Annotated in this window: 14 protein-coding genes and 1 other RNA gene; 5 read left to right on the plus strand and 10 right to left on the minus strand. The window is 59.5% G+C overall.

What is annotated here, in order from left to right:
- The first annotated feature begins 74 nt into the window (after positions 1-74).
- Both TL5118_RS09340 and TL5118_RS09345 read left to right on the plus strand, forming a co-directional pair.
- Positions 75-1,307 carry a hypothetical protein gene (locus TL5118_RS09340; protein ID WP_058242808.1) on the plus strand — a complete coding sequence of 411 codons (1,233 nt, stop codon included), beginning with the start codon at positions 75-77 and terminating at the stop codon, positions 1,305-1,307.
- Entirely contained in the window at positions 1,304-2,683 is a 1,380-nt protein-coding gene (locus tag TL5118_RS09345; RefSeq protein ID WP_058242809.1) for a cytochrome P450, read from the plus strand. The genes TL5118_RS09340 and TL5118_RS09345 overlap by 4 nt, the downstream gene beginning before the upstream one ends.
- 91 nt (positions 2,684-2,774) lie before the next feature.
- On the opposite strand, the gene TL5118_RS09350 is transcribed toward TL5118_RS09345, so the two are convergent.
- The 4 genes from TL5118_RS09350 to fumC form a co-directional block, all read right to left on the minus strand.
- Complete coding sequence (locus TL5118_RS09350; RefSeq protein ID WP_058242810.1) at positions 2,775-2,996, minus strand: ribbon-helix-helix domain-containing protein; 222 nt, start codon at positions 2,994-2,996, stop codon at positions 2,775-2,777.
- Positions 2,993-3,178: a DUF4169 family protein gene (locus TL5118_RS09355; protein ID WP_058242811.1), complete on the minus strand. Its 186-nt coding sequence runs from the start codon at positions 3,176-3,178 to the stop codon at positions 2,993-2,995. The genes TL5118_RS09350 and TL5118_RS09355 overlap by 4 nt, the downstream gene beginning before the upstream one ends.
- 70 nt (positions 3,179-3,248) lie before the next feature.
- Positions 3,249-3,392: a hypothetical protein gene (locus TL5118_RS21370; RefSeq protein WP_165590036.1), complete on the minus strand. Its 144-nt coding sequence runs from the start codon at positions 3,390-3,392 to the stop codon at positions 3,249-3,251.
- Between the two features lie 111 nt (positions 3,393-3,503).
- Positions 3,504-4,898, minus strand: a complete 1,395-nt coding sequence (gene fumC, locus TL5118_RS09360; protein WP_058242892.1) for a class II fumarate hydratase — start codon at positions 4,896-4,898, stop codon at positions 3,504-3,506.
- A 188-nt stretch (positions 4,899-5,086) separates the two neighbouring features.
- Here fumC and TL5118_RS09365 point away from each other — a divergent pair, with 188 nt between their 5' ends.
- Positions 5,087-5,305, plus strand: coding sequence for a DUF6500 family protein (locus TL5118_RS09365; protein ID WP_058242812.1), 219 nt, complete (start codon positions 5,087-5,089; stop codon positions 5,303-5,305).
- 15 nt (positions 5,306-5,320) lie between these two features.
- Here the strand turns inward: TL5118_RS09365 and TL5118_RS09370 are convergent, their stop codons facing one another.
- From TL5118_RS09370 to TL5118_RS09390, 6 genes are all read right to left on the minus strand, one after another.
- On the minus strand, positions 5,321-5,872 hold the full coding sequence (locus tag TL5118_RS09370; protein ID WP_058242813.1) for a class I SAM-dependent methyltransferase: 552 nt from the start codon (positions 5,870-5,872) through the stop codon (positions 5,321-5,323).
- Positions 5,873-6,004: 132 nt separating this feature from the next.
- A complete protein-coding gene (locus tag TL5118_RS09375; RefSeq protein ID WP_058242814.1) occupies positions 6,005-6,484 on the minus strand; it encodes an SspB family protein in 480 nt (159 codons plus the stop codon).
- A 182-nt stretch (positions 6,485-6,666) separates the two neighbouring features.
- On the minus strand, positions 6,667-7,908 hold the full coding sequence (gene chrA / locus TL5118_RS09380; RefSeq protein WP_058242815.1) for a chromate efflux transporter: 1,242 nt from the start codon (positions 7,906-7,908) through the stop codon (positions 6,667-6,669).
- Between the two features lie 87 nt (positions 7,909-7,995).
- Positions 7,996-8,346: a transfer-messenger RNA gene (gene ssrA, locus TL5118_RS20910) on the minus strand.
- A 13-nt stretch (positions 8,347-8,359) separates the two neighbouring features.
- The gene (locus TL5118_RS09385; protein WP_207383445.1) at positions 8,360-8,884 is read right to left on the minus strand and encodes a DUF1287 domain-containing protein; all 525 of its coding nucleotides are present in this window, start codon (positions 8,882-8,884) and stop codon (positions 8,360-8,362) included.
- A gap of 276 nt (positions 8,885-9,160) precedes the next feature.
- Complete coding sequence (locus TL5118_RS09390; protein WP_058242816.1) at positions 9,161-9,883, minus strand: FadR/GntR family transcriptional regulator; 723 nt, start codon at positions 9,881-9,883, stop codon at positions 9,161-9,163.
- A gap of 126 nt (positions 9,884-10,009) precedes the next feature.
- Between TL5118_RS09390 and TL5118_RS09395 the strand changes: the two genes are divergently transcribed.
- Together TL5118_RS09395 and acuI are read left to right on the plus strand one after the other, a co-directional pair.
- Positions 10,010-10,525 carry a DinB family protein gene (locus TL5118_RS09395; protein WP_058242817.1) on the plus strand — a complete coding sequence of 172 codons (516 nt, stop codon included), beginning with the start codon at positions 10,010-10,012 and terminating at the stop codon, positions 10,523-10,525.
- Between the two features lie 18 nt (positions 10,526-10,543).
- Positions 10,544-11,533 carry an acryloyl-CoA reductase gene (gene acuI / locus TL5118_RS09400; protein WP_058242818.1) on the plus strand — a complete coding sequence of 330 codons (990 nt, stop codon included), beginning with the start codon at positions 10,544-10,546 and terminating at the stop codon, positions 11,531-11,533.
- The last annotated feature ends 101 nt before the right edge of the window (positions 11,534-11,634 follow it).

Raw genomic sequence — 11,634 nt, forward strand, 5'->3', positions numbered from 1 at the left:
TCTCTTCAAAATAAACAGGTTTCGGTTGTGGTGCTTTGGCAAATCTGCGCTAAGATGGCGCGGACGAGGCCCCTATGACCGAGCAAGACCACAACAGATCCGCCCAAAACGTGCAGCGCCGCCGGGTGTTTTACATCCCCGGCTACGATCCGATTCACCCGCGCCGCTACCGCGAACTTTATCGCAAGGAGGGCGCGGCGCAGGCTTTGATCTCGGGCTATGATCTGACACTCAGCCCCAAACAGCTTGAGGGGCCCTACGGCTGGCATGTCACCTCAACCCAGGACGGTGCCGCGGTAGAAACCGATGTGCAGGTGCTCTACTGGGCGGATTTGGTGCGCGACAGTATGGATCTGGGCATCACCCAAACCTACCTGCAGCTGATCCGCACCGCGTGGACCTATATCGGCTCGGGCGCGCTCTGGCGGTTGATGCGGCTGCGCAAAGGGCCGGTGATTGCGGCACTATACCCGGTGATTTTTCTGTTGGTGCAGCTGATGCTGGCACTTTTGCTGGCCTGGGGGCTGGGGCAGGGGCTGTCACTTATGCACCCTTGGGCCGCATGGGGCGGGCTGATTGTGGTGCCCTTTGTGCTCAACTGGTTTCGCAAGAAGGATGGCAAGTTCTTTGCCTATTACCTGATGCATGACTACGCCTATTCGGCCCATTTCAAAGGCGCCAACCCGCCCGCGCTTGAGGCACGGATCACCGAGTTTCGCGCGCTGATCGCTGCGGCCCTGCGCACCGATGTGGATGAGGTTTTGGTGGTGGGTCACAGTTCCGGCGCGCATCTGGCGATTTCAATCCTGTCGGATCTGATCCGCGCGGGAGAGGTGCCGGCAGAGGGCGCACGGCTGAATTTCCTGTCGCTGGGGCAGGTGGTGCCGATGGTTTCTTTCCTGCCGCAGGCCGGGCGGCTGCGCGGCGATCTGGTCTATCTGTCTGAGCGGGAAGAGATCTTCTGGCTCGACGTCACTGCGCCCGGGGATGGCTGCGCCTTTGCGCTCTGCGATCCTGTGGCGGTCAGCGGTGTGGCACCTGAGGGCAAACGCTGGCCCATCGTGATCTCAGCTGCTTTCTCGCAAACGCTCAGCCCGGAACGCTGGAAGGCACTGCGCTGGCGGTTTTTCCGTCTGCATTTTCAATATCTCTGCGCCTTTGATCGCCCCGGTGACTATGACTATTTCCGCATCACGGCAGGGCCGAAGCGCTTGGATCACCGTTTTGCCGGGCGCCAGCCGTCCAAATCGCGCATTGAAGCCCCGGTGAACAAGTTCATCCAGATTTCTGAGCGGGTGGCGCCATGACCACGCCAGCGCCGCTGCCACCGAAACCCCCAGCACGGGCCGATAAGGTATCGCTCTGGCGTTACCTGCGCTTGTTTCGGCAGGATATCCTTTCGGCGCAGCCGCAGCGGCTTTATCGGGCTTGGATGGCTGAGTTTCGCACGCCGTTTTTCCGCAGCTACATGTGCAACCAGCCCGATCTGGTGGATCTGGTGCTGAAACAGCGTCCGGATGACTTTCCCAAGTCTGATCGGATCAGTGAGGGGCTTCGGCCGCTCTTGGGCAATTCGGTGTTCCTGACCAATGGCGAAACCTGGAAACGCCAACGCCGCATCATCGATCCCGCCTTTGAGGGCGGACGTCTGCGCGACACGTTTCCGGCCATGTGGGCGGCAGGGCAGGCGGCGGTGGCGCGGTTGAACACGGCAGCCGACGGCAAGCCGGTGGAGATTGAGGCCCATAGCAGCCATGCGGCCGCGGATGTTATTTTTCGCACCCTGTTTTCGATCCCGATCGAACATGCGGTTGCGGCTGAGGTGTTCGACCAATTCCGTGAACATCAGCGCACGCAGCCAGTTCTGAACCTTGGTGCCTTTGTGCCGCTGCCCAAATGGGTGCCCCGGTTCCACCGCAAGAAAACCCGCGAAACGGCGGCGGTGATACGGGCGCTGATCACCCAGCTGACGCAGGACAGAATGGTGGCGATCCGCGCGGGGGAGGCACCAGATGATCTGGCGACCAAGATCATGACCACCCTGGATCCTGAAACCGGCGCGCGCTTTGACACCGAGGAAATGGTGGATCAGGTGGCGATCTTCTTCCTCGCGGGGCATGAAACCAGTGCCTCGGCCCTGGCCTGGGCGCTCTACCTCTTGGCGCTGCATCCCGACTGGCAGGAAAAGGTGGCGGCGGAGGCGCATGTGCTAGCCAGCCCAGTGCTGCCGGAATTTTCTGTTGTCTCCAAACTGCGGCTGACCCGCGATGTCTTTCGGGAGGCGCTGCGGCTTTACCCGCCAGTGCCGATGATGGTGCGCGAAAACCGCTGCCCCGAGACGTTTCGCAAACGGGATGTGCCCGTAGGTAGCCAAATCGTGCTCAGCCCCTGGCATCTGCATCGCCATGAGCGTCTTTGGGATGATCCCGACAGCTTTGATCCCGCACGTTTTGCGACCGAGAATGGCAAAGACTGCCTGCGCCATGCCTATATGCCGTTTTCAGCCGGGCAACGGGTGTGCACCGGCGCCGGTTTTGCCATGGTTGAAGGCACCCTGCTGCTGGCACAGCTGGTGCGGGCCTACCGGTTTGACCTGGTAGACGAACGCCCGCCTGTGCCGGTGGCGCATCTGACGGTACGCGGGAAAGATGGTATTTGGCTGCGTCTGACTCCGCGGGATTAACTCAGGCTTTTCTCCTCTCAGGCCCAGACTAGCGGCAAGAGATGAACGAAGGTTTAACACAGTGCAGATATATGCGCCGTTGCCAAAATAATCAGGCACAACGGGCCCGATAGTGCCGCAATACATAAAGGCGCATTTCGGTGGCCAGCCCACAATCCAGTGCGCGCGCCTCATCAATTTCGGCGGCCAATTCATTGATCGCAAGATCGCGCTCCTGCGCAATTTCGCGAAACGCCTGCCAGAACTCATCCTCCAATGAGACGGAGGTGCGGTGACCGCGCAGGGTGAGGGAACGTTTGACCGGGCGGCTCATTTCGGGGGCTGCTCGTCGCGTTTTTTGCCGTCCAGATCCTGTTGCGCCTTGGTATTCTGGGCGCGGTCCAGCGACTTCTCAACCTTGGTGCGGCCGAATCTCACAGCGTTTTCATCAGCCTGCGCCTTTTTCTCGGCGCGGGCCTTGGCTTTGCGAAACTTGTTGAGGTTCACCACTGTCATTACGTCACTCTAGCCGCCGCGGGGCGTGTTGCCCAGCACCACTTGCCACCAAATTTGTGGCTCATGCCGCCTAGAACAACAGCCCAAGCTGCAGCAATAGCCGCGCATCCTGCATTTCCCCCGCGTCGGCAAAAACCGGTGAGGTGGCAAGGCAAAAGCCGCTGAGCACCAAAAGCAGAACCAGAAACGCCGGCGGAATGTAAGTCTTGACCATGGAGCCCCCTGTTTTCAATGGGGGTGATACGCGGACCACGGGCTGTTCCGTCGTGGGAAAACAAAAAAGGCGACCTTTGGGCCGCCTTTTCTTGTCGGTGGTAACCGAAAATTAGTCTTTCGGACCGATCATCTGTTCCGGGCGCACAACGGCGTCGAAGGTTTCAGCATCCACGAAGCCAAGCGCGATGGCTTCTTCTTTCAATGTGGTGCCGTTCTTATGAGCGGTTTTGGCCACAGTTGTGGCATTGTCATAACCGATGGTCGGGGCCAGGGCGGTGACCAGCATCAGGCTTTCTTTCATCAGCTTGTCGATGCGCGGCTCATTGGCCTTGATGCCCAGAAGCATCCGCTCGGTGAAGCTGTCGGCGACGTCACCCAGCAGCTGCATGGACTGCAGCAGATTGTAGGACATCATTGGGTTGTAGACGTTCAGCTCAAAATGGCCTTGCGAACCGGCAAAGGTCATCGCGGCGTTGTTACCCATCACATGGGCGGCCACCTGGGTCATTGCCTCGGCCTGGGTTGGGTTCACCTTGCCCGGCATGATCGAGGAACCTGGCTCGTTCTCCGGCAGGATCAGCTCGCCCAGACCCGAACGCGGGCCGGAGCCCAGGAAGCGGATGTCGTTGGCGATCTTATACATGGCACCGGCGACGGTGGCCAAGGCGCCCGACATGAAGACCATCGCGTCATGGGCGGCCAGCGCTTCGAATTTGTTCGGCGCGGTCACAAAGGGCAGGCCGGTGATTTCGGCCATGTTTGCCGCGACCTTCTCACCCCAGCCTTTCTGGGTGTTGAGGCCGGTGCCAACCGCAGTGCCCCCTTGCGCCAGCTCATAGATGCCGGGCAGGGCGGCCTCAACACGGGCGATGCCCTGTCGGATCTGATGGGCATAGCCGCCAAATTCCTGGCCCAGTGTCAGCGGGGTCGCGTCCTGGGTGTGGGTGCGGCCGATTTTGATGATGTCTTTGAACTCTTCCGACTTCTGTTCCAGACCTTCGGCCAGTTTGTTCAGACCTGGCAGCAGCGTGTCGCGCACCATCATGGCGGCGGCAATGTGCATCGCGGTCGGGAAGGTGTCGTTGGAGGACTGGCCCATGTTGCAGTGGTCGTTGGGGTGCACCGGGTCTTTGGAGCCGATCACGCCGCCCAGGATTTCGATCGCGCGGTTTGCGATCACCTCGTTCGAGTTCATGTTCGACTGGGTGCCCGACCCGGTCTGCCAAACCACCAGCGGGAAGTTATCGTCGAACTTGCCCTGGAAAACCTCACCGGCGGCCTGAATGATCGCATCGCCGATCTTAGCGTCCAGCTTGCCCGACTCTTTGTTGGCCATCGCACAGGCCTGTTTGATCACCCCCAGCGCGCGCACAATGGCGACGGGCTGTTTTTCCCAGCCGATGGGGAAGTTCATGATCGAACGCTGGGTCTGTGCGCCCCAGTATTTGTCAGAAGGAACTTCGAGGGGGCCGAAGCTGTCGGTTTCGGTGCGGGTATTCGCCATGATGACCTCCGAGATATCTGTTGCAGTTTTCATAGCGTAATCCGGGCAAAGTGCAATGCTGTATACCGTGGGATACCGCTAACACTTGCGCAGCGTTGCCATTGGCGGGGATGCTGACAGCGCCTGTCAGCAGGGTGATTGAAGTGCCAAGTCGCCGCATATTACCCCGAAGGAAAAGGAGCGGCCCCATGCGAGAGACATTGCGCCTCAAAGCCATCAAAATCTGTGACGCCAAGATCGCGCATAAAGGCGACGGTGTCGGCCTGTCCTTCTACGCGTTTTTCGCCAACAAAAATGATGACCCCTATCTGCTAATGGAGGCGGCGGAGTGGTGGATCAGAACCCACCAGCTGGACCACTTTGAAAAAGCGATGAAGGTGCGGGCTCTGATCGCATCAGGTGCCTGAGGTCGCGGCCGCGTATCAGCGGCGCGTAATCCGGTAAATGGTGGCCGGGGGCAGGTTGGCCCAGACCGTCGCCAGTTTGCGCGATTGCAGCCCCAGATCCGACAGGAGGTCATCGCCAAACGGGGTGCGGATCGAATAGGTGAACTGGGTGAAACTGGCCCCCGGCGCAAGCACGCGAAAGGCAGGTTCCAAAACGCCGCGCTGCAGATCCGGGCGGGCCAGCATCGGCACACCTGAAATCACTGCGCCGATGTTGTTTAACCCAATTTTGTCAATGTCTTGACCAGGGCGATTCAATACTTGCACGCCGGGAAATTTTTCGCGCAGCGTGTCGCAGAACCGCGGGCCCATTTCCAACAGGGTTAGCCGCTCGGGCGCGATGCCATGATCCAGTATGGCGCGGGTGAAACTGCCGGTGCCGGGACCGATTTCCACAATCGGACCCTCGACCTGTGCCAGCCCTTCACACATCCACTGCGCCGTTTTTGTCGAAGACGGAGCCACCGCGCCCACCTCATTGGGGCGGCGGATCATTTCGCCAATAAACAGCGTGAAGTCCCGTGCCATATCAATCCTCCCGTCATAAAATCTATTCCGGGTTAAGATATGTCACCTGATTGTAAATGTGAGATGGCGCAGCCCAAAAATCCGGACAACACCTTGGCAATGGGCAAGCATTCGCCGATCGGCGGGCGCTACTTACTTGCGGAAACTGTCGAGGCTGACGACCTCGGCCTCTTGCGGGGCGGATTTTTCTTCCAGGATCTCTTCCAAGGCAGCGGTGCCGTCCTGTTCGGTGAAACCCTCACCGTCCTCATCCCCATCTTCGGGGGTTTCAAACCGCAGACCAAACTCGACCGAGGGATCGACAAAGGTGCAGATTGAATCAAATGGCACGTAAAGCGGTTCCGGCTGATCGCCAAAATTCAGCGTGACGTGAAACCCGTCCTCTTCGACCAACAGATTGTCATACCAATGCTGCATCACCACGGTCATTTCGCTGGGGTAGCGCTCTTTCAACCAACTGGCCAGCACCGCATCCGGGTGTGTGGTGTCGAAGGTGATGAAAAAATGATGCGCGCCCGGCAGGCCGTTTTCCGCAACGCCTTGCAAAACCTCCTGAATCAGGCTGCGCATGGCGCGGTGCATCAGGTTTCCGTAGTCAATGCTGCTTGACATAAGAGTGCCTTTCTTGGTGCGGGTCTGAGCATAGGGGATTTGCCAAAAAACGAAAGGGCAACTGACCGAAAGCGGGTAAAAAAAATCTGTAAGTGGGTCGGGATGTGTGTCTGACTGTGCCGTTCGACGGGGCGATTGAGCAGCGGTATCCTGATGTGTGGTCAATGGGTTAACCCGAAGTGTTAGCTCAGAAGGCCCCAGATGATGCCGACCAGACCCATGATGGCCAAGGTCGTCAGCATGCCGCGTTTTAGACCCAGCATCAAAAGTGCTGCCAGTCCCATGAACCCTGCCGCAAGAGGTGAAAAGCTGCTGACATCCGGCACAGGGCCGAAACGTGTCTGGCTGACCTGACCAAAAAGCACCTGAAGCGCAAACCACAGCGACAGATTGGCGATCACCCCCGCCACGGCCGCCGTGATTGCGGCCAGTGCATTGGACAGGCGCGGGGCGTGGGTCAGCAGGTTGACGTAGGGCGCGCCGGCAAAGATCCACAGGAAACACGGCACAAAAGTCACCCAAAGTGCGAGAGCTGAGGCCGTGAGCGCCAAGCTCACCCCGCCCTGCATCTGCCCGGCCAGTGTTGCGACGAACTGCGTGACCAGGATCAGCGGGCCCGGGGTGGTTTCTGCCAGACCCAGGGCGTCAATCATCTGTGGCAGGCTCAGCCAGCCATGATCATTGACAACGGCCTGCGTCATATAGGCCAGCACCGCATAGGCACCGCCAAAGGTCACCACCGCCAGCTTGGAGAAAAACAGCGCAATCTCGCTAAGGAAAGCATGATCCCAAAGTGCCAGCAGGCCAAACGGCGCCGCCCACAGCGCGGCGCAGGCCAGAACCGGACGCCACAGAAATCGCGGCGCTTCCTTTGCTTCGGTTGACGCTTGCGCGTGTTCCGCGCTCAACGCGCCCCATACAGCGGCGGCCAAAACCACAAGCGGGAAGGGCAGCTGCAGGAAAAAGATCGCGGCAAAGGATAGTGCGGCCAGAACATAGGCGCTTGGCCGGGTCAGGGCTTTGCCGGCGATCTTGCGCAATGCGGTGAACACAACGATGACCACGGCCGCCTGAATGCCCAGGAATGCCGATTGCACCAAGGGCAGCGTGCCAAACTGCGCATAGGCCAGCGCCAGCGCCAGAATGACCGCCGCCCCAGGCAGTACAAACAGGGCGCCAGCGATCAACCCGCCCAAAACACCGCGTTTCAACCAACCCGCATAGGTTGCCAGCTGCATGGCCTCTGGCCCGGGCAGTAACATGCAAAACGACAAGGCTGAAAGGAACTGTTTTTCGCTCAGCCAGGGGCGAACTTCCACCAACTCCTTGTGCATCAGGGCAATTTGGGCGGCGGGCCCCCCAAAGGACAAGACGCCAATGCGGCCAAAAACGCGGGTCAGTTCAGAAAGGGATGGGGTGATCATGGCCTGATGCTGCTGTCATTGCAAATGCCTCCCTCATACCGGCGGAACGCGGGCACGTATAGCGGCTAAATCAGGTCAGAATGGGAAGGTGCAGGTTTCTGTTGCCAGGTACCTGCGGACCCCGCCTTAGGCTGCTAGGCGTAAGGGCTTAAAGGTCGATTTTTCGGACTGCTTACGCAGCCAGAGCCATCGGAGCACGATTGTTATTGGCAATTATGCTTAGCGAACCGATAACAGTGGTATCTCACCGGGACAAAGCTAACCCCTTTAGACGTTCGTCGATCCTGTTTCGGCCCCATGATCCCCCAATAAAGGATGTTTGGTGGAGCCGCCGGGTACCGCCCCCGGGTCCGATCCGCTTATTACGAGCGCGTTTATGTCCATAGCCCCCGAGGGGACAGCCCCTATATAGGCGGGAACTTCGGGGAAGAGAAGGGGCAGAATTGCAAATTCAGGTGGGGTGCAGGGCCCCCTCCAGACGGTAATGTCCGGTGATCGGGTATGAAAACAGGATGTTATCCAGCCGGGTGCCGGCCCCGGCATTGTGAATGATCAGCGGCGTCTGACTGTGGCGATCCACCTGGGTACTGACGATGCCGATATGCGGCTGACCAGGCCCGAAGGACCAGGTGACGATGTCACCGGGCCGAAAATCTGTGGCACTGGGCGGCGCGGTCAGCGGGCGTTCAGCACCGATGCGCTCAAAAAACCGGCGCAGATTTGGCACCCGGCGGTGATCGATGTTTCGATCGGGACCTGGCAGCCCCCAGAGCGCAGGGTAGGCGGCAAAGTGATCGGCCATGTCCTCATGTACGACCACCTGCAAGTCCAGATCATGGGCGTCCCGCAAGGCGCGGATCACCACATCCGTGCAGACGCCGCGACGCCGATCAATGTCACCCATAGGATAGTCCAGCCCTTGATAGGCGCCATCATACTGCGTTGTTATGCCGATCTGATCCGTCGCGGCTGTCACCAACTCTGTAGCCCAGGTAGTAGCAGGGATTACATCTTCTGCGCGTGTTTCCTGACTGGGATGCCGCGGCGCGGGAAGGACAGTGTGAACAATGTCTGACAGTTTGGCATGGGCCGCAAGCCGTTGATGCGGTGGGGCCAGGCCATACGCAGCGCCAGTCAGGGCCAAAAAAGAAATCAGTAGGAGGCGTTTACGCATGTGCGCACCATGAGCCGCGCGGTGATGTTGGGCAAGTCGCACCCCGCAGTCGCAGAGGTTTCGGCGGGAACAGGCTGATCAGCGGGCAGTGGGCTGGTTCAGATCGCGGGTATAGCTGTGCAGTTCGACAAGCGCACTGTCGCAGTCTTCCGGAGATTTCTGTTCCAGCGCATCCACAATGCGTTGATGCAGACCGATGATCACATCCCGCGACCGGCGTGTGTAGGTGATCATATTCATCAAGGGCTGCATCGCCTCAACCGCCCCGGCCAGTTGATAAGACAGCACGGGATTTCCCGCGGCATCCACAAGGGCCCGGTGAAACGCAACATCCGAAGCACAGAATGCCTCATCCGATAGGCCGGTGGCAGACTGGCGGGTGATCTCAGCCTGCATCGCCGCCAGGTGATCAGGTTGCCGCCTTTCTGCGGCCAAAGGGGCGCAGGCCCGTTCCAGCGCAAACCGTGCTTCGCAGGCGGTGTCAAAGCTGACACCATTCATGCTGAGCAGCAGGGTCGAGGTGGTGATCTGCTGGCCATAGGCCTGTTCATAACTCAGCCGGTTCACGAAGGCCCCGCCACTTGCGCCACGTTGCGTGCGGATCAGCGATTGTGCCGCCAATCGTTTCAACGCTTCACGTACCGTTGGGCGTGACACTTCGAACTGGGCGGCCAGCTCTGCCTCAGACGGTAGGCGTTCGTCTACAATCAGCCGACCCGCGATGATGGCGTCGCGGATATCACTGGCGATCGCTGCCGATAGATCGGTCGGGCGTGGACGGGGTTTTGAATTGTCTGACATTTTACTTGGCAGGTGCTGATTTATTTGTCAGACATTTATCAAGCCCCGTGGTTTCTCGCAACACTCCTGAGCATCCTCCTTAGGTTTTGGTGTCGCCAGATCATGATGAACCAAAGGAATGAACAAATGATTACGCCGCAATATTGTCAGCGGATGGCACAACATAACCTCTGGCAAAACAACGAAATGTCGGCTGCGATGTCTGCGCTGAGTGAGACGCAGCTGTGGCTGGATCGCAGCGCTTTCTTCGGCTCCATACAAGGCACGGCGAATCATCTGCTCTGGGGGGACCTGACCTGGTTGTCGCGTTTTGACGGCGGCGCGGGTCCGCAAACGGTCTTGGAAAACAGTACCGCTGAGGCGGCGGATCTGGCGGATTGGCAGCAAAAGCGAGAGGCACTGGATCAGCGGTTTCTGGCGTGGGCCAACGAGTTGACTGCCGCGGATATGGACGGTGATTTCAGCTGGTATTCCGGTGCGATGCAACGGGATTTCTCTCTGCCAAAGGCGCTGTGCCTGATGCAGATGTTCAATCATCAAACCCATCACCGCGGTCAGATCCACGCGATGGTGACGGCCGCGGGCGGCAAGGGGTGGACCACGGATCTGCCATTTATGCCGCCTGCGTTTGCGAAAAATTAACTTTGGGAGGATAGCGTGATGTTCAACGCCCTTGTTGTTGACAAAAATGAAGATGGCAAAACGCAGGCTGCGGTGAAACAGCTGCGGTTGGATGATCTTCCGCACGCGGAAGTGACGGTCGCGGTGGATTATTCCACCGTGAACTACAAGGACGGTCTGTGTATTGGACCCGGCGGCGGGTTGGTGCGCAACTACCCTCATGTGCCGGGGATTGATTTCGCGGGCACGGTCGAAAACTCGGAAGATCCGCGTTACGCACCGGGTGACAAGGTGGTGCTGACCGGTTGGCGCGTCGGCGAAGCGCATTGGGGCGGCTATGCGCAAAAGGCGCGGGTGAAGGGTGATTGGCTTGTCCCGCTGCCCGATGGGATCAGCACCCGCCAGGCAATGGCGGTTGGCACGGCAGGCTTCACGGCGATGTTGGCCGTAATGGCGCTGGAGGATCACGGGCTGACCCCGGGGCAGGGTCCGGTATTGGTGACGGGCGCAGCCGGGGGTGTTGGATCCGTTGCAACCGCAATCCTGGCGCATCTGGGATATGAGGTTGCCGCGGTGACCGGCCGACCTGAGACCGAAGAGTATCTGCGCGGCCTTGGCGCAAGTCAGATCGTTCCGCGGGAACAGCTGAATGAAACAACCAAACGTCCGCTGGAGAGTGAGAGCTGGGCGGGATGTGTCGATGCCGTGGGCGGCGCAATGCTGGCGCGGCTTCTGGGGCAGATGAAATATGGCGGATCGGTGGCCGCCGTTGGACTTGCGGGCGGTGCGGCGCTGCCGGCAACGGTTATTCCCTTCCTGTTGCGGGGCGTGAACCTCTTGGGGATCGACTCGGTCCTGCAGCCGTTTGAGAAACGGCAGCGGGCCTGGCAGCGGGTAGTCACGGACCTGCCATTGGAAAAGCTGGACGCGATGGTGCAGCCAGCGACGCTACAGGATCTGCCGCAGTTGGGCGCGGATATTCTGGCGGGCAAGGTTCAGGGCCGGGTGGTCGTTGACGTAAACGCTTGATTCCGGAGTCTTAACGACTGCGACATAGCGGTTTGGTGACCCCTTAAGGCGGGGTCCCGACATCACCCGCCGCCGCCAATACGCTCCAGGGTATTATATGA

It is taken from the genome of Thalassovita autumnalis (genome assembly GCF_001458255.1).
In the GTDB taxonomy this organism is placed as follows: Bacteria; Pseudomonadota; Alphaproteobacteria; order Rhodobacterales; family Rhodobacteraceae; genus Thalassobius; species Thalassobius autumnalis.

What these genes read in the sequence shown, in the direction of transcription:
- TL5118_RS09390 (WP_058242816.1), bottom strand. Translation starts at nt 9,883, where the DNA reads ATGTCAGACAATTCAAAACCCCGTCCACGCCCGACCGATCTATCGGCA.
- TL5118_RS09340 (WP_058242808.1), top strand. Translation starts at nt 75, where the DNA reads ATGACCGAGCAAGACCACAACAGATCCGCCCAAAACGTGCAGCGCCGC.
- TL5118_RS09345 (WP_058242809.1), top strand. Translation starts at nt 1,304, where the DNA reads ATGACCACGCCAGCGCCGCTGCCACCGAAACCCCCAGCACGGGCCGAT.
- TL5118_RS09375 (WP_058242814.1), bottom strand. Translation starts at nt 6,484, where the DNA reads ATGTCAAGCAGCATTGACTACGGAAACCTGATGCACCGCGCCATGCGC.
- chrA (WP_058242815.1), bottom strand. Translation starts at nt 7,908, where the DNA reads ATGATCACCCCATCCCTTTCTGAACTGACCCGCGTTTTTGGCCGCATT.
- TL5118_RS21370 (WP_165590036.1), bottom strand. Translation starts at nt 3,392, where the DNA reads ATGGTCAAGACTTACATTCCGCCGGCGTTTCTGGTTCTGCTTTTGGTG.
- fumC (WP_058242892.1), bottom strand. Translation starts at nt 4,898, where the DNA reads ATGGCGAATACCCGCACCGAAACCGACAGCTTCGGCCCCCTCGAAGTT.
- acuI (WP_058242818.1), top strand. Translation starts at nt 10,544, where the DNA reads ATGTTCAACGCCCTTGTTGTTGACAAAAATGAAGATGGCAAAACGCAG.
- TL5118_RS09395 (WP_058242817.1), top strand. Translation starts at nt 10,010, where the DNA reads ATGATTACGCCGCAATATTGTCAGCGGATGGCACAACATAACCTCTGG.
- TL5118_RS09370 (WP_058242813.1), bottom strand. Translation starts at nt 5,872, where the DNA reads ATGGCACGGGACTTCACGCTGTTTATTGGCGAAATGATCCGCCGCCCC.
- TL5118_RS09365 (WP_058242812.1), top strand. Translation starts at nt 5,087, where the DNA reads ATGCGAGAGACATTGCGCCTCAAAGCCATCAAAATCTGTGACGCCAAG.
- TL5118_RS09350 (WP_058242810.1), bottom strand. Translation starts at nt 2,996, where the DNA reads ATGAGCCGCCCGGTCAAACGTTCCCTCACCCTGCGCGGTCACCGCACC.
- TL5118_RS09355 (WP_058242811.1), bottom strand. Translation starts at nt 3,178, where the DNA reads ATGACAGTGGTGAACCTCAACAAGTTTCGCAAAGCCAAGGCCCGCGCC.